The sequence below is a fragment of the Croceivirga sp. JEA036 genome (assembly GCF_011882165.1).
Lineage (GTDB): Bacteria > Bacteroidota > Bacteroidia > Flavobacteriales > Flavobacteriaceae > Croceivirga.
Genome location: NZ_JAATON010000001.1, coordinates 244,146 through 264,403, shown reverse-complemented (window position 1 = coordinate 264,403; position 20,258 = coordinate 244,146). Strand labels below are relative to the sequence as shown.

16 protein-coding genes are annotated in these 20,258 nt (G+C 36.8%); 12 read left to right on the top strand and 4 right to left on the bottom strand.

Annotated features, from left to right (window positions below; translation table 11 throughout):
• Positions 1 to 39 precede the first annotated feature (39 nt).
• The gene (locus HCO57_RS00985; protein WP_167987440.1) at positions 40 to 1,215 is read left to right on the top strand and encodes an acetyl-CoA C-acyltransferase; all 1,176 of its coding nucleotides are present in this window, start codon (positions 40 to 42) and stop codon (positions 1,213 to 1,215) included.
• Positions 1,216 to 1,224: 9 nt separating this feature from the next.
• A complete protein-coding gene (locus tag HCO57_RS00980; protein ID WP_136950694.1) occupies positions 1,225 to 1,977 on the top strand; it encodes a C40 family peptidase in 753 nt (250 codons plus the stop codon).
• A gap of 69 nt (positions 1,978 to 2,046) precedes the next feature.
• On the opposite strand, the gene HCO57_RS00975 is transcribed toward HCO57_RS00980, so the two are convergent.
• Both HCO57_RS00975 and gyrA read right to left on the bottom strand, forming a co-directional pair.
• Positions 2,047 to 3,294, bottom strand: a complete 1,248-nt coding sequence (locus tag HCO57_RS00975; protein ID WP_167987439.1) for a tetratricopeptide repeat protein — start codon at positions 3,292 to 3,294, stop codon at positions 2,047 to 2,049.
• A 40-nt stretch (positions 3,295 to 3,334) separates the two neighbouring features.
• Positions 3,335 to 5,911 (bottom strand): DNA gyrase subunit A, encoded by a 2,577-nt coding sequence (gyrA, locus tag HCO57_RS00970; protein WP_136950696.1) that lies wholly within the window; start codon positions 5,909 to 5,911, stop codon positions 3,335 to 3,337.
• A 257-nt stretch (positions 5,912 to 6,168) separates the two neighbouring features.
• Between gyrA and HCO57_RS00965 the strand changes: the two genes are divergently transcribed.
• Together HCO57_RS00965 and HCO57_RS00960 are read left to right on the top strand one after the other, a co-directional pair.
• On the top strand, positions 6,169 to 8,724 hold the full coding sequence (locus HCO57_RS00965) for an ATP-dependent Clp protease ATP-binding subunit (RefSeq protein WP_136950697.1): 2,556 nt from the start codon (positions 6,169 to 6,171) through the stop codon (positions 8,722 to 8,724).
• A gap of 193 nt (positions 8,725 to 8,917) precedes the next feature.
• On the top strand, positions 8,918 to 9,322 hold the full coding sequence (locus HCO57_RS00960) for an STAS/SEC14 domain-containing protein (protein WP_136950698.1): 405 nt from the start codon (positions 8,918 to 8,920) through the stop codon (positions 9,320 to 9,322).
• Positions 9,323 to 9,503: 181 nt separating this feature from the next.
• On the opposite strand, the gene HCO57_RS00955 is transcribed toward HCO57_RS00960, so the two are convergent.
• Positions 9,504 to 9,884, bottom strand: coding sequence for a hypothetical protein (locus HCO57_RS00955; protein ID WP_167987438.1), 381 nt, complete (start codon positions 9,882 to 9,884; stop codon positions 9,504 to 9,506).
• 6 nt (positions 9,885 to 9,890) lie between these two features.
• Positions 9,891 to 11,435, bottom strand: a complete 1,545-nt coding sequence (locus HCO57_RS00950; RefSeq protein WP_167987437.1) for an NAD(P)H-hydrate dehydratase — start codon at positions 11,433 to 11,435, stop codon at positions 9,891 to 9,893.
• Between the two features lie 256 nt (positions 11,436 to 11,691).
• On the opposite strand from HCO57_RS00950, the gene thrA reads away from it, so the two are divergent.
• The 8 genes from thrA (at position 11,692) to HCO57_RS00910 (ending at position 19,975) form a co-directional block, all read left to right on the top strand.
• A complete protein-coding gene (gene thrA, locus HCO57_RS00945; RefSeq protein ID WP_167987436.1) occupies positions 11,692 to 14,133 on the top strand; it encodes a bifunctional aspartate kinase/homoserine dehydrogenase I in 2,442 nt (813 codons plus the stop codon).
• Positions 14,134 to 14,135: 2 nt separating this feature from the next.
• Positions 14,136 to 15,059, top strand: coding sequence for a homoserine kinase (locus tag HCO57_RS00940; protein WP_167987435.1), 924 nt, complete (start codon positions 14,136 to 14,138; stop codon positions 15,057 to 15,059).
• Between the two features lie 2 nt (positions 15,060 to 15,061).
• A complete protein-coding gene (gene thrC, locus HCO57_RS00935) occupies positions 15,062 to 16,360 on the top strand; it encodes a threonine synthase (RefSeq protein WP_167987434.1) in 1,299 nt (432 codons plus the stop codon).
• 64 nt (positions 16,361 to 16,424) lie between these two features.
• On the top strand, positions 16,425 to 17,507 hold the full coding sequence (gcvT, locus tag HCO57_RS00930) for a glycine cleavage system aminomethyltransferase GcvT (RefSeq protein WP_167987433.1): 1,083 nt from the start codon (positions 16,425 to 16,427) through the stop codon (positions 17,505 to 17,507).
• 80 nt (positions 17,508 to 17,587) lie between these two features.
• Complete coding sequence (locus tag HCO57_RS00925; protein WP_136950705.1) at positions 17,588 to 18,421, top strand: sugar nucleotide-binding protein; 834 nt, start codon at positions 17,588 to 17,590, stop codon at positions 18,419 to 18,421.
• Positions 18,422 to 18,437: 16 nt separating this feature from the next.
• On the top strand, positions 18,438 to 18,716 hold the full coding sequence (locus tag HCO57_RS00920; protein WP_167987432.1) for a 4a-hydroxytetrahydrobiopterin dehydratase: 279 nt from the start codon (positions 18,438 to 18,440) through the stop codon (positions 18,714 to 18,716).
• A gap of 72 nt (positions 18,717 to 18,788) precedes the next feature.
• Entirely contained in the window at positions 18,789 to 19,499 is a 711-nt protein-coding gene (locus HCO57_RS00915; protein ID WP_136950707.1) for a YebC/PmpR family DNA-binding transcriptional regulator, read from the top strand.
• Positions 19,500 to 19,825: 326 nt separating this feature from the next.
• Complete coding sequence (locus tag HCO57_RS00910) at positions 19,826 to 19,975, top strand: hypothetical protein (protein WP_167987431.1); 150 nt, start codon at positions 19,826 to 19,828, stop codon at positions 19,973 to 19,975.
• The last annotated feature ends 283 nt before the right edge of the window (positions 19,976 to 20,258 follow it).

The window sequence follows — 20,258 nt, the reverse complement described above, 5'->3', positions numbered from 1 at the left end:
ACTTAAATTTAGTATTTTCGTGGCACAAAACTGAATTTAATGAAAGAAGTTGTAATCGTGTCCGCTGTCCGCACTCCAATTGGCAGTTTTATGGGTGCATTATCCACTGTCCCAGCACCAAAATTAGGCGCCGTTGCTATTAAGGGAGCCTTAGATAAAATTAATCTAGCACCAGATGCTGTGCAAGAGGTGCTCATGGGGAATGTGGTACAAGCAGGAACGGGGCAAGCTCCTGCCAGACAAGCTGCAATTTATGCTGGGATTCCAGATACTGTCCCCTGTACAACCGTAAATAAGGTTTGTGCTTCTGGCATGAAAACCATAATGCAAGCCGCACAGTCTATTGCTTTAGGAGATGCTGATATTGTTGTTGCTGGTGGAATGGAAAATATGAGTCAAATTCCACATTATGTTCATATGAGAACAGGCACAAAGTTTGGCCCTTCTACCTTAGTAGACGGTCTGCAAAGAGACGGACTAGTAGATGTTTATGACCAAACCGCAATGGGTGTTTGTGCAGATGCTTGTGCTGATAAATACGAGTTTAGCAGAGAAGACCAGGACACTTTTGCCATACAATCTTACAACCGTTCTGCTGCAGCATGGCAAGCAGGCAAGTTTAAGGACGAAGTGGTCCCTGTAGAAGTACCGCAACGCAGAGGAGATGCACTAGTAATACGTGAAGATGAAGAGTACAAGAATGTAAAGATGGACAAAATACCTGCTTTACGCCCTGCATTTACCAAGGATGGTACAGTAACTGCCGCCAATGCATCTACCATTAATGATGGTGCTGCTGCCCTTGTGTTAATGAGTGCTGAGAAAGCAAAAGAACTTAACTTAAAACCCTTAGCTAAAATAAGAGGTTATGCGGATGCCGCTCAAGAACCTAAGTGGTTTACAACTGCTCCCGCAAAAGCATTACCAAAGGCCTTAGCTAAAGCTGGTGTAAGTATTGATGCTATTGATTATTTTGAATTTAATGAAGCTTTCGCCGTAGTAGGTTTGGCTAACATGAAACTTTTAGGGTTAACAGACTCCAATGTTAATGTAAACGGTGGTGCGGTCTCTTTAGGGCATCCATTAGGTTGTTCAGGTGCACGCATTGTAGTAACGTTATTAAATGTTTTAGCGCAGAATAACGCCAAGTTAGGTGCTGCCGGAATTTGTAATGGTGGTGGCGGTGCCTCTGCCCTAGTTGTAGAACGCTTATAATTTAGATTGATGCAGTATGGCTTAGGGCATTTAAGTGTTGCTCCCTTAAGGATTGCACCAGATAATTCTTCTGAGATGATAACCCAAATATTATATGGTGATCATTTTAAAATTAAAGAAGAACGTAAATTTTGGAGTAGAATACAGTTGATAGCAGACGGTTGTGAAGGTTGGTTAGACAACCGACAACTAACTAAAATAAATGAGGAAACATTCCTTACCTTAGATGCTGTAACACAACCTACGTTATCACAAGATTTACTGTCCTATATTGCCACTAAGGATGATATGCTCTGCCCTATTGTATTAGGTTCTAGGTTAGACATTGCTCCCCTTTTAAATCATAAATACGAGGAAGAAGAAGTAATAACAACCAAGAATCGAACAAATTTGGTCAATACTGCATTTATGTACTTAAACGCTCCTTTTCTATGGGGTGGCAAAACCCCAATAGGTATTGATAGCGCAGGTTTAACCCAAATGGTTTATAAACTAAATGGCGTTAATCTTTTGCGTACCACACAAGAACAAGCCAGACAAGGAGATGCTTTAAGTTTTATAGAAGAAAGTGAACCTGGAGATTTAGCCTTTTTTGACAATACTGATGGTATTATAGATCACGTGGGTATCATTTTAAAAGACAATTATATTATCCATGCGTATGGTAAAGTACGCATAGACCGTATTGACCATACTGGTATTTTTAACACGGAAGAAAATAGATATTCTCACCAATTACGGGTGATTAAAAAAATTCTATAAGGCAAATTATTATGTATAAAAAAAGCCTCGATTTAAAATCGAGGCTTTTTTTTATAAGGTGTATCAGGATTACTCCATCATCCCTTTAATTCTCATGAAATTATCATTATCACCTAAAGCACCATAAATGTTTTTAAGTTGTGACAAAATACCTTCATTATCTGGATTCTTTACCAAAGCATCTTCCAAGATTTGAGCTCCTTTTTTAAACAAGCTATCTTTCTTAGCTTTTAACTCGTCATACTTTTTAGTGTCCGCTCTAGAAGTACCTAAATTGTTCATCTCATCTATAAGTCCGTTACCTTCATTTACGTAAGACGTAGACAGGTTTAGCATAGCGTTGATGTAGTTTGGATCTATTTCCAAAGCTTTTTCATAAGCTGCTCTCGCACCTTCTAAATCGCCCTGCTCCATGTTAATTACACCAATATTATATAACAAATCTGGATTATTTGGATCCATAGCAGAAGCCTGAGCCATCAACTCTTTAAACTTATCTTTCTCACCTATACTATAGTATAGGTTTGCTTTGTTAAGCACCAAATTTACATCATCAGGATTGCTTGCAATAGCATCTTCGTAAGCTGCTAAAGCTTCCTCATTCTTACCTTGTTGTTGGTATATAAGTGCGATATTTTTAACTACCTCAGCTCTTTTAGATTCGGTTTTTTCTTCTTTAGGGTCCTTGTGTGTACCCGCCTTTACATATAAATCTCTTGTAGACTTATCTAACTCTTCTACTTCACCTGTGGCAACATTAACCGCCGTATATTTTACACCGCTACCATCATAATTAATTTCTTTTAACTTTTCATAATACTGTATAGCTTGATCATAATTATCTGGACCAACTTGCACCGCACTAGAAGCCGCGTAATACAAATAGATGGTATCCTTAGGACTTAACGTATACGCTTGGTAAAGCTTTTCTGCAGCAGTTTTAAAATCTTTATTGCTGTTATCTTCTACTGCAGAATTAATTAAATCTGCAGTCATTTGAGACATCTTCTGCTTAATGTCTGCACTATATTTTTGCTTACCTGTTTTCTCCTCAATACTTAAGGTTTTCTTGTAAGCTTCTATTGCAGGGTTAAACTCAGATAATTTTGCATGCGCATCACCTAACAAAGCGTAATATTGGGCCTGCATTTTCTCGTCAGCACCAGAAATGCTTCCAGAAGCAGCCATTAATGCTGTTTTAGCACCTGCAGCATCACCAGTTTTCATGGCTTTTGCAGCGGTCTTTATTTCGTCTTTTTGGGCAAAACCTGCTAGAGAAGCTCCCATAGCAAGTAGTATTAACATTTTACCTTTCATTTTCTGTACTTGTTGTAATTAAATATTTAGTGTTTATTTATTATTCCTTTGATTCATCATCATTCCCTTCCGGTGAGGATTGTTCTTCAGAACCGTTTTCGTCTGTCTTATTATCAATTGCCGTGCCATCTTCTTCTTTAACCTCCATATCCAAGACATCTGTCTCGTCTACGGCATCTTCGTCTTTCATCACTTTAGCAACAGCAGCTATGGCATCTTTCCCTTTTAAATTTATTAAACGTACTCCTTGTGTTGCTCTACCCATAACACGTAGGTCTTCTACACTTAGGCGGATTGCAATACCAGATTTGTTAATAATCATAAGGTCATCAGAATCGGTCACATTTTTAATAGCTACCAATCCACCAGTCTTTTCAGTAATAGAAATAGTTTTTACTCCTTTACCACCTCTATTAGTTACGCGATAATCCTCGATATCGGATCTTTTACCATAGCCATTTTCTGAAACTACAAGAATATTATCTTCAAAATTATTTACAGAAACCATACCTATTACCTCATCATTATCGTCAGCTAAGGTAATACCACGCACCCCAGAAGCATTTCTACCCATTGGACGTGTTTTGCTTTCTTCAAAACGAATTGCTTTACCAGATTTTAATCCTAAAAAGATTTCACTAGTACCTGTGGTCAATTTAGCTTCTAACAACTCGTCTCCATCCTTAATAGTGATGGCGTTAATACCATTCTGTCTTGGTCTAGAATACTGCTCTAAAGAGGTCTTTTTAACAGTACCTTTCTTAGTTGCCATAATTACAAAATGGCTATTTACATACGCTTCGTCCTTAAGATCTTGAGTACAAATAAAGGCCTTAACCTTGTCATCTGTCTCTATATTAATTAAGTTTTGTATTGCTCTACCTTTAGAAGTTCTACTCCCTTCTGGAATTTCATAAACACGCATCCAGAAACATTTTCCTTTTTGGGTAAAGAATAACATATATTGGTGGTTGGTACCCACGAACAAGTGCTCTAAGAAATCTTCATTTCTTGTATTAGATGCTTTTTGACCTACACCTCCTCTATTCTGCGTTTTATATTCTGACAAGGAAGTTCTTTTGATATAACCCGCGTGAGAAATGGTAATCACCACTTGCTCATCCGGAATCATATCTTCTATACTTAAATCACCCCCAGCAAAATTGATTTCTGAGCGTCTTGCGTCACCATACTTATCTTTAACTTCTAATAATTCTTCCTTGATAATTTGCATCCTGCGCTCCTTCTTATCAAGAATATCTTTAAGGTCTTCTATGGTTTTTAGCAATTCATCATACTCTTCTCTAAGCTTATCTTGCTCTAGACCCGTTAACTGTCTCAATCGCATTTCTACGATTGCCTTAGCCTGTATTTCGCTTAATTTAAAACGCTCCATCAAGCTATTTCTAGCTTCCTCTACATTAGAAGACCCACGGATAATAGCAATTACTTCATCAATATTGTCAGAAGCAATAATTAAACCCTCTAAAATATGCGCACGCTCTTCTGCCTTCCTAAGCTCGTATTGTGTTCTGCGCACCACCACTTCATGCCTGTGTTCTACAAAGTGATGTATCATTTCTTTTAGGTTCAACAATTGCGGACGGCCATTAACCAATGCTATATTGTTGACACTAAAACTAGATTGTAACGCCGTGTATTTGTATAGCATATTTAGAACGATGTTTGGAATAGCATCTCGCTTTAATATGTATACAATTCGCATTCCTTTTCTATCCGATTCATCCCGAATAGTAGAAATACCTTCTATCTTTTTATCATTAACAAGTTCGGCAGTCTTTTTAATCATGTCTGCCTTATTAACCTGATAAGGAATTTCTGTAACGACAATGCACTCTCTGCCTTGCACTTCTTCAAAAGAGGCTTTTGCACGCATCACAACACGTCCACGGCCTGTGTGGAAAGCTTCTTTTACACCATCATAACCGTAAATTGTACCTCCGGTAGGGAAATCTGGTGCTTTAATATGTGTAATTAACTCATCTATTTCTATATCTGGGTTATCCACATAAGCAACCGTACCATCTACCACTTCTGACAGGTTGTGTGGAGGCATATTCGTTGCCATACCCACCGCAATACCAGAAGCTCCATTCACCAATAAATTAGGAATACGGGTTGGTAGTACTGTGGGTTCTTTTAATGTGTCATCAAAATTTAATTGATGGTCTACGGTTTCTTTATCAATATCCGCAAGCATTTCTTCAGAAATCTTACGCATTTTGGCTTCGGTGTAACGCATTGCTGCAGGGCTATCGCCATCTACAGAACCAAAGTTACCCTGACCATCTACCAACATGTAACGCAAACTCCATTCTTGAGCCATACGTACCATGGTATCATATACAGATGTATCGCCGTGTGGGTGATATTTACCTAAAACCTCACCAACGATACGAGCAGATTTTTTATGTGAACTTGTAGACCTTACACCTAGTTCGTGCATTCCAAAGAGCACTCTACGGTGTACAGGTTTAAGACCGTCTCTAACATCTGGCAGTGCACGTGACACAATGACCGACATTGAATAATCAATGTAGGCAGACTTCATTTCATCTTCGATGTTAATCGGTATTAACTTTTCTCCTTCAGCCATAAGTAAATGCTAAATTTTATTGAGGTTAAAATATCGTGGCAATATACCAAAAATTGCGCCTTTGTAAGAATTTGCAAACTTGTTTATTAAAAAAATTATTAACACTTTGCTTGCCAATAAAACAACCCATAAAACCGTTAAAGTTTATACAAAATGCTGCCAAATCTCACAATTTCCCAAATCTTTATAGATTATGGGTACGGTATTTGAACATGGTTGTAATACTTTTATTAATTTTAGTTCGGAAAAGATAAGCTATGGATGATAATTTCTCACCAAGAGTAAAAGATGTGATTGCTTACAGTAAAGAAGAGGCTCTTAGATTAGGGCACGACTTTATTGGTACCGAGCACCTTATGCTTGGACTATTGCGAGACGGCAATGGTAAGGCCATCAACATCTTAGATGCTCTAGATGTGGACTTGGATCATTTGAGGAGGAAAGTAGAGATTTTAAGCCCTGCTAATCCGAATTCTGGTTCAGCACAAAAAGACAAAAAGAATTTACATTTAACCAGACAGGCAGAAAGAGCCCTGAAAACAACCTTCTTAGAAGCTAAGTTGTTTCAAAGCTCCTCTATCAATACGGCGCACTTGTTACTATGTATACTTAGAAACGAGAACGACCCTACTACCAAACTTTTACACAAGCTAAAAGTGGATTATGATAATGTTAAGGAGCAATTTAAGTCTATGATAACAAGCGATGACGACTTTTTAGACAATACAAGGGCAGAATCTTTCCCGGGAGAGCCAGATGATTTAGGCGATTCTAAGGAAGGTACTTTTGGTTCTGCGGGCCAGGCTAAATCCAACAAAAAATCTAAGACTCCTGTTTTGGATAATTTTGGAAGAGATTTAACCAAACTTGCAGAGGACAATAAGCTAGACCCTGTTGTTGGTCGTGAAAAAGAAATAGAACGTGTTTCTCAAATATTGAGTAGACGTAAAAAGAACAATCCTCTATTAATTGGGGAACCAGGTGTTGGTAAAAGCGCTATTGCAGAAGGTTTAGCATTGCGTATTATCAACAAAAAAGTATCTAGGATTTTGTACAACAAACGGGTGGTTACACTAGATTTAGCTTCTTTAGTTGCAGGTACCAAGTACCGCGGACAGTTTGAGGAGCGAATGAAAGCTGTGATGAATGAACTAGAAAAGAATGATGACATTATTCTTTTTATAGACGAAATTCACACCATCGTGGGTGCTGGTGGAGCAACAGGTAGTTTGGATGCTTCTAACATGTTTAAACCAGCGTTGGCACGTGGAGAAATTCAATGTATTGGCGCTACTACCCTGGATGAATACCGTCAGTATATAGAAAAAGATGGTGCTTTAGAAAGAAGGTTCCAAAAGGTTATGGTAGAACCTACAAGTGTTGAGGAAACTGTAGAGATTCTAATGAACATCAAAGGTAAATATGAAGACCATCACAATGTAACGTATACAGACGATGCTATAAAGGCCTGTGTTAACCTTACCAACAGGTACATGACAGACCGCTTTTTACCAGACAAGGCAATAGATGCTTTGGACGAAGCAGGCTCCCGTGTACATATTGTAAATATGGATGTTCCCAAACAAATTCTAGAGCTAGAACAGCAACTAGAAGATGTAAGGGAATTGAAAAATAGCGTAGTAAAAAAGCAGAAGTATGAAGAAGCTGCTAAATTACGTGATGATGAAAAACGTTTAGAAAAAGACCTTGCTACGGCGCAACAACAGTGGGAAGAAGAAAGCAAGTTAAATAGAGAAACGGTTTCTGAAGACAATGTGGCTGATGTTGTTAGTATGATGAGTGGTATTCCTGTAAATAGGATTGCACAAACAGAAAGCAATAAATTGGCAGAATTACCAAATCATATTAAAGATTTTGTAATTGGTCAGAACGAAGCGGTACAGAAAGTGGCCAAAGCTATTCAACGTAACCGTGCAGGTTTAAAAGACCCCAACAAACCTATTGGCTCTTTTATCTTTTTAGGACAAACTGGGGTAGGTAAAACACAGCTAGCTAAAGTTTTGGCTAGAGAGTTGTTTGATTCTGAAGATGCGTTAATCCGCATAGACATGAGCGAATACATGGAAAAATTCGCTATTTCTAGATTGGTAGGTGCACCTCCAGGCTACGTAGGTTATGAAGAAGGCGGGCAATTGACAGAAAAAGTGCGTAGAAAGCCTTACTCCGTAGTGCTTTTAGACGAAGTAGAAAAAGCCCATCCAGATGTTTTCAACATGCTTTTACAGGTATTGGATGACGGTTTTATTACCGATAGTTTAGGACGAAAAATAGATTTTAGAAACACCATTATCATTATGACCTCTAATATAGGAGCTAGACAGCTTAAAGATTTTGGTCAAGGTGTTGGTTTCGGTACAGCCTCTAAAAAAGCACAGGCAGATAGTCACCAAAAAAGTGTGATAGAAAATGCACTTAAGAAGGCCTTTGCTCCAGAATTTTTAAATCGTATTGATGATGTAATTGTATTCAACGCCTTAGAACGAGAAGACATACACAAAATCATTGATATTGAATTAAATAAGTTGTACAAGCGTATCAAAAGTATTGGATACGACTTGCAATTATCAGAAGAGGCCAAGGACTACATTGCAGACAAAGGTTTTGATAAGCAATATGGCGCCAGACCGCTAAAAAGAGCTATCCAAAAATACATTGAAGATGCATTAGCAGAAGAAATTGTAAACTCTAATCTTGATGAGGGTGATAGCATTTTTATGGATTTGGATAAAAAGACAGAAGAGCTGACGATTAAAATTCAGAAAGCAGAAAAATCTTCTGAAACTAAAGAGTAAAATTTAGCATTTTAAATAAATAAAAAAAGGGAGTCTTTTGACTCCCTTTTTTTATGCGCACAATTCTGTTAATTTTATATCATCCTATTAAATTTTAACAGTAATCAGTAGAAACTTACCGTTAATCTAATTTATTTCAGTAGACAGCTCTACCCATCTACTTTTGTTAACGAGAACACTATATTAAGATTTAATGAAGTTAGGGACGGGTAAAAAACAGGTGGTTGTCCGTGAATACCACCTGGATATTGGTATTATACAGGTTTTTGACAATTATTTAGTTGCACATTTTAATGAAGGGGCTACCTTAACCCTTGAGCGCGTGTACCAATTAATTGGAATATCAGAAATACATTTTAGAGATAAAAACTTTGCTTATATCAGTAATCGTAAGAACTCTTACGCTATAGACCCCATTATCTACACCTATCTTAGAGGTTTAGACAACCTTGTTGCGCTAGCTATAGTTTCTAAAAAAGAAATAGATATGCATAATTTTAAAATAGAAAAGCTTTTCTATAAAAAGTGTATGGAGTTCTTTATAGAGTATGACAACGCTGTGGCGTGGGCTAAAAAAAGAGTAAAAGCAAAGAAGTAATTATTTATCTTTTGCAATTAATCTTTTTGAGATTACATCTCCAACAAAAGCTAGTACTATAACTATTAAAAGCTCTGTAAAATCAAAGCCATCACTTTTTTCTTTATAAACCCTAGCATACAATAGGTAAGAAAGTGCTGGGAGATAGCATCAAATATTTATTAGTACCGTTTTCATATTTTTATTTAAGATTAAAACCCGCTTCCTTTATAAAAAGCGTATCTGTAATACGTATATTTTTGTTTAATTTACTTATTCTGGGGTCCTTACTAGAATATTTTACACGGTAATAACCACCAATTTCCAAAGCTCTGTAATTATCTCCTAAGTAATAGGAACTTTTGTATTTTTCCCCATTAACATAAAAATAATAGTTCATAAAAGTATTAGAATTTTGATACTCAATCCCTGTACATTTAGCAATACTGTATTGGGGATAGTATTTAAGATGTAAATCTGTTTTAAACGCCTTGTACCCAGACCATGCCAACAAAGTCCAAAAGAGTATTAAAACACCTGTTTGGCCGTTTAAAAAATCTTTAATCTTACGTATAACCCGCACAACTTATTATTCTGTCTTATCAGCTTCTTGTGTAGCAGATTGTTCCCTTTTAAATAATTCTAAAAAAGCATTGCCAATATTATCCACTAATTGCGAGGCAGTAAAGGCTTCAAAACCACTGGCATTTACACCAACATCAGCTGCTAAACCATGTAAATAAACGCCCATTATTGCTGCTTTTAAACTACTATATCCTTGCGCAAGTAAACCTGCAATCATCCCAGCCAAAACATCTCCGCAGCCACCTGTAGCCATACCAGGATTACCTGTAGAATTTACAAACCCCACACCGTTAGCAAAGGTTATGGTATGCGCTCCCTTTAATACCAAAATACAGTTGTATTTTTTAGAAAAGAGTTTTCCCTTTTCAACCTTATCAAAATCGTCTTTCCATGGTCCTACTAATCGCTCAAACTCTTTAGGATGTGGCGTAAAAACACTGCCTTCTGGTATTAAACCTAAAAAATCTTCTTGCTTAGCTAATAGGTTTATAGCATCTGCATCTAGCACCAAGGGTAATTTGTTAGTTTTTAAAAAGGAAAGTAATGCTTTTTGAGTACCCTGATCATGCCCCATACCCATACCTATACAAACAACATTGACTTTTTCTGGCACTTTAATTTCAGAAATACAATCCTCTTTGGTGTCTGTCATCACCATCACCTCTGGTATTGCCGTTTGTAGAGGTATATATCCGCATTTAGGGACATAGGCGGTTACCAAACCTGCTCCTGCTTGTAAAGCGCCTTTACTTGCTAATTGTATAGCCCCTATTTTTCCATAACTGCCACCAACCACGGCAACGTGACCATAATTTCCCTTATGAGAAAATTTCAACCTAGGTTGGTATAGCGGTGCAATTTCTGGCTTGCCAATATATTCGTAAGCGGTTGGCAGGTTATAAATGTATTCGGGTTCCAAACCGATGTCTAGCAACTCCCAATGGTTTAAATGTTGCGCAGTTTGCGGCAAGAAAAAAGGCAACTTTGGTGTTTGAAAAGACAACACAAAGTCTGCTTGCACCACATTTTCTGGTTTGGTGGGCAACCTATCCATAAACAAACCAGAAGGTATATCTACTGCTAGAGTAAATGCGTTGGCGTTATTAATATGTTGTATTACTTGTAGTACCCAATCTTCTGGGTCTCTGTTTAGACCAATTCCAAAAATGGCATCTATAACAATATTATCTTTACCAATTTCTGGCAAGTGCAAAGTTTCGTCTATAAATTCTGGCCAGAGTTTACGGTCTTTTAAGCGGTCTAGATTTATTAAAAAATCTTTAGAACGTTTTTCACTGTACTTTACTACGTAAACTTCCATGTTATAACCATGCTCCTTAAGCATCCTAGCAAGAGCTAACCCATCACCACCATTATTGCCAATACCGCAGAACAAATGTAATTTTACAGGACCACCTTGCAACCTACTATGCAACCAATTAAATAATTGGTCCGCAGCCCTTTCCATCAGTATATCACTAGAAATACCATATTTCTTGATTGTATAATCGTCAGCGTCATGTACTTGTTGGGCAGATAATATCTTCATTTTCTAAGAAAGGGATTGATTAATTATTAAAATCGTAAAAATTACACAAACGTGTTTGATGCACTTTTGGTATACACTACATTTGATACACACAAATGAAGGATGCAATTTAATCAATCGGACATAAAAACTTTCCTATCCAATGGTAAATCGACCCAAACTACGATTACCACTACCACCCCTTTGGGGTAGTCTGTATATATAATTTCCGTCTGTTCACGTATTTATTTTTTTTAGAATTTAATATTCATCCCTAATGAAACTTTTAAAATTTGGTGGTACTTCGGTAGCCAATGCACCCAACATAAAACGCGTAAAATCCATAATAGCAAACAATCAAGATAAACAGGTTGTGGTTGTCTCTGCCTTTGGTGGCGTAACAGATTTATTATTAAATGCCTTAGAACTAGCTGCCTCTGGCGATGTAAGCTATAGAGAAGTTTTAGCTCAAATTGAAGCTCGACATTTTGACACAATCAAAACCTTATTTCCTGTAACCGCCCAAAGTAGTATCATAAGTAAGGTTAAGAGTGAACTAAATGAACTTGAAACACTGTTAGAAGGAGCTTATTTGATTGGCGAAACTACCTCACGTTTATCAGATAAAGTAGTAAGTTATGGAGAATTACTTTCTTCTTACATCATTAGTGAATATTTTAAAACAGAAGGTTTAGATGCGAGTTTAAAAAGTGGCCGGGAATTGATTGTAACCAACGCAAATTTTGGCAATGCTAGTGTAGATTTTAAAACCACCAACGCAGTGTGCCAATCCTTTTTTAAGGATCAAAACCATAAAATTACGGTAGTACCAGGTTTTGTAGCTGCAACTGCCAAGGGCGATGCCACTACATTAGGCCGTGGTGGGTCTGATTATACCGCTGCAATAATAGCCGCAGCGCTAGAAGCAGAAAAATTAGAGATTTGGACTGATGTGAGTGGTTTATTTACTGCCAATCCAAAACTGGTAAAACAAGCTAAGTGTGTCACCCATATTTCTTATGAAGAAGCGATGGAACTTTCGCATTTTGGAGCAAAAGTTATATATCCACCAACCATACAACCGGTATTACATAAGCAAATTCCTATTATAATTAAAAATACCTTTGAACCAGAAAAAGAAGGCACACTCATCACTAAAAACACCAATGGTGGTGGCAAAACGGTAAGGGGTATAAGTCATATAGAGCATATTAGCTTGTTATCTTTAGAGGGGCCTGGAATGGTTGGTATTCCTGGTATTTCTAAACGCTTTTTTGAGACTATTTCTACTATTGGTGTTAGCGTTGTTTTAATAACCCAAGCATCTTCTGAGCATTCTATTTGTATTGGTATTGCCGATAAAGATGTGGAAAAAGCCGTGAAAGCGGTAAATGAAGCCTTTGAATACGAAATTGCTTCTAACAAACTACACCCTGTAGTTGTAGAGTCTAGCTTAGCTATTGTTGCTTTAGTTGGTGATAATATGAAAAGTCACCAAGGTTTAAGTGGTAAAATGTTCGCTACCCTAGGTAAAAACAACGTAAACATCAGAGCTATTGCTCAAGGTGCTTCTGAGAGAAATATTTCTACCGTTATTAACAAAGTAGATATTAAAAAAGCATTGAATGCTTTACACGAAGCTTTTTTTGAAGAAAACACAAAACAGCTCAATTTATTTGTAATGGGCTGCGGTAATGTAGGTTCTAAATTGTTGGCCCAGCTAGAGCAACAGCATAAATACCTAAAAAAGGAATTAAAACTCAATGTTAGGGTTATTGGCATATCTAACTCTAAAAAAATGATTTTTGATGAGGGAGGTATTGCCTTAACGCAATGGAAGACTGCTTTGGATGCCGGGGAGAAAACAGACAGGGCTGCCTTTATACAGAAAGTAAAAGAATTAAACTTAAGAAACAGCATTTTTGTAGATAATACGGCCAATGCAGCAATTGCTAGCACCTACAGCGACTACTTAAGTAACAGTATTTCTGTAGTTACCTGCAATAAAATTGCATGTTCTAGTGAATACCAAAACTATTTGTCTTTAAAACAATTGGCAAAAAAATACAACGCGCCCTTCCTGTTCGAAACAAACGTTGGAGCAGGCCTACCTATCTTAGACACTTTAAAACATCTTATTGTATCTGGTGATAAAGTAAAGAAAATACAAGCTGTGCTATCTGGTAGTTTAAATTTTGTATTTAATAATTTTAATAATAGTACTACATTTCATGATGTAGTAAAACAAGCACAAGAACAAGGGTATACCGAGCCAGACCCAACCATAGATTTAAGTGGTGTAGATGTAGCCCGTAAAATTTTAATTCTTGCCCGCGAAAGTGGTTATCAATTAGAATTAGAAGATATTGAGAACAATTCGTTTCTTCCAGAAGAAAGTCTGCAAACTTCTAGCAATAAGGACTTTTTTGCATCTTTAGTAAAATACGAATCAGATTTTCAAAAGTTATACAAAAGCGCAGCAGATAAAAATTGCAAGCTAAAGTATGTTGCTCAATTTGAAGATGGCAAAGCCAAAGTAGGCTTACAAGAAATTCCACAAGGCCATGATTTCTACAACCTAGAAGGTAGTGATAACATTGTCCTTTTTTATACAGAACGTTATCCGCAGCAACCTTTAATTATTAAAGGTGCAGGCGCTGGAGCAGATGTAACCGCTTCTGGAATTTTTGCAGACATTGTTAGAATAGGAAATTTTTAAGCATGGAAGAAGTACACATTTTTTGCCCAGCAACCATTGCCAATGTTTCCTGCGGATTTGATGTTCTAGGTTTAGCGTTAGACAGTGTAGGAGATACCATGATAGTCCGTAAAACGGAAGAACCCGGTATTAAAATCAGCAAAATAACTGGACAGGATTTACCTCTAACTACAGAAAAAAATGTCGCTGGTGTTGCCGGCTTAGCCCTATTAGAAAAAGCTAACTATAAAGGTGGATTTGAAATAGAAATTCACAAAAAAATAAAACCAGGAAGCGGAATTGGTAGCAGCGCTGCAAGTTCTGCTGGGGCTGTAGCTGGGATGAATATGTTATTGGGCAATCCCTTTACCTTATCAGAACTGGTTACCTTTGCCATGCAAGGCGAAAAATTAGCCAGTAACGTGGCACACGCAGACAATGTAGCACCAGCCCTATTTGGAGGATTTACCTTAGTAAGGAGTTATGAACCTTTAGATGTTATTCCTATTCCAACTCCTACAGCTCTTTATGCTACTGTTATTCATCCACAGATAGAAATTAAAACCGCAGATTCTCGTAAAATTTTAAAAAATACGTTTTCATTAACACAAGGCATTAAACAATGGGGTAATGTGGGTGGTTTAGTTGCAGGTCTATTTACAAATGACTACGAGCTTATTGGCAGGTCTTTAGAAGACCATATAATAGAACCCATACGTTCCATTCTCATTCCAGAATTTGCCAACGTAACACAAGCTGCTAAAAAAGCAGGAGCCCTAGGCGCTGGTATATCTGGTTCTGGCCCTTCTATTTTTGCTTTAAGCGAAGGTGAGCAAATAGCCAAAAAAGTGGCAGATGCCATGAGAAAAATATATAGTTCAACGGGAATTGATTTTGATATTCACGTTTCTAAAATAGCAACTAAAGGAGTTCGCACAATTGCATAAATATGAAGTATTACAGCTTAAATAACAACCAGCATACCGCAACTTTTAGAGAGGCAGTAATCGCAGGCATTGCACCAGATAAAGGGTTGTATTTTCCAGAAGAAATTACACCGCTACCTGAATCTTTTTTTAAGAATATTGAAAACCTATCTAAAGAAGAAATTGCTTTTAATGCCATACATCAATTTGTAAGTGATGAAATACCCAATCAAAAACTTAGAGAAATATTAGCAGACGTTTTAGATTTTGATTTCCCTGTAGTACCACTAGAAACTGATATAGCCACACTAGAACTTTTTCATGGGCCAACTATGGCATTTAAAGATGTTGGCGCACGTTTTATGGCGTACTGTCTTGGCTATTTTTCTGAGGGTAATACAGAGGAGGTTACTGTTTTAGTAGCTACATCTGGTGATACCGGTGGCGCTGTCGCCAATGGATTTCTGGGAGTAAAAGGTGTACAAGTAGTTATTCTATACCCTAGCGGAAAGGTAAGTGAGATTCAAGAAAAACAACTGACCACATTAGGTCAAAATATCACAGCAATAGAAGTAGACGGCGTTTTTGATGATTGCCAAAGCATGGTGAAAACTGCATTCTTAGATGAAGAAATAACCAATGTGCGCAAGCTCACATCTGCAAATAGTATTAATGTTGCGCGTTGGTTACCGCAATTGCTATATTATCTTTTTGCCTATAAACAGGCTAAAAAAGAAGGAAAAGAATTAGTATTTTCTGTACCCTCTGGCAATTTCGGAAATATCTGTGCAGGTATGGTTGCTCAAAAATTGGGTATGCCTGTTAAACATTTTGTTGCAGCCACCAATGTAAATGATGTGGTACCACAATTTATGAAGAGTCAAGGTGACTATCAACCCAAACCCTCCATAGCAACTATTAGTAACGCTATGGATGTTGGTGACCCTAGTAATTTTATTCGTATTCAAAAATTATATGGTAATCAGTTCAACGAACTTTCAAAAGTTTTTTCTTCCTATTCATTTACAGACGAAGAAACAAAAGCTGCCATGAAAAAACTATACCAAGAAACAGGCTATGTAGCAGACCCCCATGGTGCCGTGGGTTACCTAGGTTTAAAGAAATTTAAGGAGCAACACCCAAATACCTACGGTATATTTTTAGAAACTGCACACCCAGTTAAATTTTTACCCGTTGTACAAGAAACTTTAGGCTTAACACCAAAGATACCTGCACAAATAGCAAAAGTTATGGACGGTAAAAAGGTTGCAACTCAATTAAAAACATATGAAGAGTTAAAAGCATTCTTGATAAAAGGTTAACCAAACATCTGCAATATTTACTTCTTTAGTTTTAATACTTTTGCAGCGACTAATATTGTAACTAATGAAAAAAACTGCCTTAAACGATACACACATTGCCTTAGGTGCTAAAATGGTACCTTTTGCAGGCTATGAAATGCCTGTCTCTTATGAAGGTGTAAACGCAGAGCACGAAACCGTTCGCAACGGAGTTGGTGTTTTTGATGTTTCCCACATGGGAGAGTTCTTAATTGAAGGCCCTAACGCGCTCGCTCTAATCCAAAAAGTAAGTACTAATGATGCTAGCAAACTTACCATTGGTAAAGCTCAATATAGTTGCATGCCTAATGAGGCTGGTGGCGTTGTAGATGATTTAATTATTTATAGGATTAAGGAAGAAACCTATTTATTAGTAGTCAACGCAGCTAACATAGCAAAAGACTGGAACCATATATCTGCCTACAATGCAGATTTTGGCGCCACTATGAGGAACATCTCTGAAGATTACTCCCTTTTAGCTATTCAAGGTCCCAAAGCTGTAGAAGCCATGCAAAGCTTGAGCTCTCATGATTTATCTGCGATTAAGTTTTACAATTTTGTGGTAGGTGATTTTGCTGGCATTGAGCATGTAATTATTTCTGCTACAGGCTACACTGGTTCTGGTGGATTTGAGATTTATTGCAAAAATTCTGAAGTACAACAAGTTTGGGATAAAGTTTTTGAGGCCGGTAAAGCCTACGGAATTAAGCCAATAGGCTTAGCAGCAAGAGATACTTTACGCCTAGAAATGGGTTACTGCTTGTATGGTAATGATATTGATGACTCTACATCTCCGCTAGAAGCTGGTTTAGGATGGATAACCAAATTCAACAAAGATTTTGTAAACTCAGAGGCATTAAAACGACAAAAAGAAGAAGGGGTACACAAAAAATTGGTTGCTTTTGAAATGTTAGAAAAAGCAATACCCAGACAAGGCTATGCTATTCTTTCTGAAGGGGAAACTGTGGGTAATGTTACATCTGGCACCATGTCCCCGTCTTTAAATAAAGGTATTGGTTTAGGTTACGTACCTATTGCACTGGCAAAAGAAGATACTACAATAGAAATACAAATACGGAAGAAAACCGTACCTGCAAAAGTGGTTAAGTTACCATTTTATAAAGTGTAAACAGAAACAAACACTTTAATAAAGCATCCTACCTTTGTAAAAGATAGGATGTTTGTTTTTTAATTAACGACCAAGAGGATTTGAGGAGCAGAGATAAAGGAAAAAAAATATTGATTTTAGGCGGCAGTGGTTTTATTGGTAATGCCCTCTATAAAGAATTAAGAGGATATTTTGACACTTATGGCACCTATTGCACCAATCCTTCCTTTAAGGATAATCAGCAATTTTATCCTTACAATATGGTGGAAGATGACATATTTCCGCTTTTAGAAAAAATAAAACCAGATATCATAATATCTGCGGTACGTGGCGATTTTGCTTCTCAGATTATTGCACACCAACATGTAGTAGAATACCTAGAAGAAAATGAAGCGCGCTTACTGTTTATTTCTTCTGCTAATGTATTTGACGCCTATAGCAAATACCCCTCTTACGAGTACGATAAAACTTTATCAGAAAGTATCTACGGAAAATTAAAAATTAAAATAGAGAATATGCTTATGCGTATTCCTAAATATAAGATGGCAATTTTACGCGTATCAATGGTGTATGGTAATGCCTCTCCCCGCTTAAAAGAGCTAAAAACAGCCCTGCAAGAGCAAGAACCTATAGAAGTTTTTCCTAACCTTATTACCAATGTTATAGATGATGATAAGCTAACGCAGCAAATTCATTTTATTATAAATCAAGATCTGTACGGTATATTTCATTTGGGTAGCAAAGATTTAGTTCATCACGAAGATTTTGTTAAAGAAACCATTAAGAATTTAGGCAATTTTCATCCTATATTTAAAAAGGTATACACTACCAATAACGACCGTTATCTAGCTGCCTTACCCAAAGATCATTTGTTGCCTAAAAATCTTCAATTTACTTATCAAGAAGTGATTGACCATCATTTGCCAATAGAATAATAGTTACCTTAGGGCTATGAAAAAAATGGACGCTAAAGAAATAGAAATTGCTCTAGAAACACTTAACGGTTGGGCTTACAATGGTGAGGTAATTTTTAAAAAATATGAATTTGCAGATTTTAAAGCCGCATTTGCATTTATGACTAGGATTGCTTTTGAATGTGAAGCACAAAACCACCACCCAGAATGGGAGAATGTATATAACAGGGTTACTATTAAATTGAATACGCATGATGCTGATGGCATCACAACAAAAGACATTAAACTAGCCCAAAGTATAGAAGAACTTAGCTAAGGGCTAAGTAATTTGTATTTCTTGTATGGGTTTGATTAAATTTGTCGCTATCTAAAAAACGATATTGTAAACATGGGAAGAGCTTTTGAGTTTAGAAAAGCCAGAAAGATGAAACGTTGGGCAGCGATGTCCAAAGCGTTTACCAGAATTGGCAAGGACATAGTAATGGCAGTAAAAGAAGGTGGCCCTGACCCAGATGCCAACTCTAGATTAAGAGCTGTTATACAGAATGCCAAATCTGTGAACATGCCCAAAGACAATATTGAAAGAGCCATTAAAAGAGCCTCTGATAAAAGTCAGGGGGATTACAAAGAAGTTCTATTTGAAGGCTATGCACCACACGGCATTGCTATTTTAATAGAAACCGCTACCGATAATAACACACGTACTGTAGCTAATATTAGAAGTTACTTTAATAAGTGTAATGGTAGTTTAGGTACTTCTGGCTCGGTTGAATTTATGTTTGACCATACCTGCAATTTTAGAATTAATGCAGAAGGATTAGACCCAGAAGAGCTAGAGTTAGAAATGATAGATTTTGGAGCAGAAGAGGTGTTTGTAGATGAAGATGGAATTCTTATTTATGCCCCTTTTGAAAGTTTTGGTGACATCCAAAAAGAGTTGGAATCTAGGGAGATAGAAATACTGTCTTCTGGTTTTGAACGTATACCACAAGTCACTAAAGCTTTAAATGAAGAGCAAGTAGCAGATGTAGAAAAGCTTTTAGAAAAAATTGAAGAAGATGATGATGTACAAAACGTATATCATACAATGCAAGAGTAATCTCTGGAGCACCTTACAATACTAGCATAAACCCCTATTTTACATAGGGTTTTATTTTTTATAATCCTTTGTAATTGTTTTTAAAGATAATGAGCAAGCAAAAGTGGAGCTCTATTATATAAAATTCGCCTTGCACTAAAAACCCTAAGGGAATAAAGATAAATACTTAAGGATAATCATTCCAATCTAAGTATCTTAAAAAAGAGCAAACTTTACAATTGCACCGTCCTATAATCATTACAAACCCAAGGGTGAGACCCGACTGAACCTAGAGTTCATACATTGGATGAACGAGCACTACTCCGACCACTATTTAAAGGGTGCCAATGAATGTACATTTAGCATACCATGAAAAAAAATGCGGAATCAACCAAAAGCATTTAGACCATGTATATTACAAGAAAATAGAGCTAAAATCCATTTTATCTAAAAAATATAAGCCTATTGGTGAAATAACGCGTATAAATAAAATATAACCCAAACTTTTACGAAACCTTAGAAAGAAGCAATTTTTTTTTCGAAGTATTTCACCGTTTAGTCAAATTGAGTTTGGACGATAAGAAAATAGCGATAAACAATATGTTCATTGAACCTTATATAAGAGTTGTTAAATATTAAAGCGAATACTTTGATTCACAGAACATAAATGGACCTATACCAACAGTATAAAACATATTTTGACTCTTGCAAAAAGAGAAGAAAGCATCAGGAAATCGACAATCAAATATCTTTCAGAATAAATTAAAAATCCTCCATAAA

Bases quoted from the DNA above. Each gene is read 5' to 3' on its own strand.
- thrA (WP_167987436.1), top strand. From the start codon at position 11,692: ATGAAACTTTTAAAATTTGGTGGTACTTCGGTAGCCAATGCACCCAAC.
- HCO57_RS00910 (WP_167987431.1), top strand. From the start codon at position 19,826: ATGAATGTACATTTAGCATACCATGAAAAAAAATGCGGAATCAACCAA.
- HCO57_RS00940 (WP_167987435.1), top strand. From the start codon at position 14,136: ATGGAAGAAGTACACATTTTTTGCCCAGCAACCATTGCCAATGTTTCC.
- HCO57_RS00920 (WP_167987432.1), top strand. From the start codon at position 18,438: ATGAAAAAAATGGACGCTAAAGAAATAGAAATTGCTCTAGAAACACTT.
- HCO57_RS00950 (WP_167987437.1), bottom strand. From the start codon at position 11,435: ATGAAGATATTATCTGCCCAACAAGTACATGACGCTGACGATTATACA.
- HCO57_RS00985 (WP_167987440.1), top strand. From the start codon at position 40: ATGAAAGAAGTTGTAATCGTGTCCGCTGTCCGCACTCCAATTGGCAGT.
- HCO57_RS00960 (WP_136950698.1), top strand. From the start codon at position 8,918: ATGAAGTTAGGGACGGGTAAAAAACAGGTGGTTGTCCGTGAATACCAC.
- HCO57_RS00965 (WP_136950697.1), top strand. From the start codon at position 6,169: ATGGATGATAATTTCTCACCAAGAGTAAAAGATGTGATTGCTTACAGT.
- gcvT (WP_167987433.1), top strand. From the start codon at position 16,425: ATGAAAAAAACTGCCTTAAACGATACACACATTGCCTTAGGTGCTAAA.
- HCO57_RS00915 (WP_136950707.1), top strand. From the start codon at position 18,789: ATGGGAAGAGCTTTTGAGTTTAGAAAAGCCAGAAAGATGAAACGTTGG.
- gyrA (WP_136950696.1), bottom strand. From the start codon at position 5,911: ATGGCTGAAGGAGAAAAGTTAATACCGATTAACATCGAAGATGAAATG.
- thrC (WP_167987434.1), top strand. From the start codon at position 15,062: ATGAAGTATTACAGCTTAAATAACAACCAGCATACCGCAACTTTTAGA.
- HCO57_RS00980 (WP_136950694.1), top strand. From the start codon at position 1,225: ATGCAGTATGGCTTAGGGCATTTAAGTGTTGCTCCCTTAAGGATTGCA.
- HCO57_RS00975 (WP_167987439.1), bottom strand. From the start codon at position 3,294: ATGAAAGGTAAAATGTTAATACTACTTGCTATGGGAGCTTCTCTAGCA.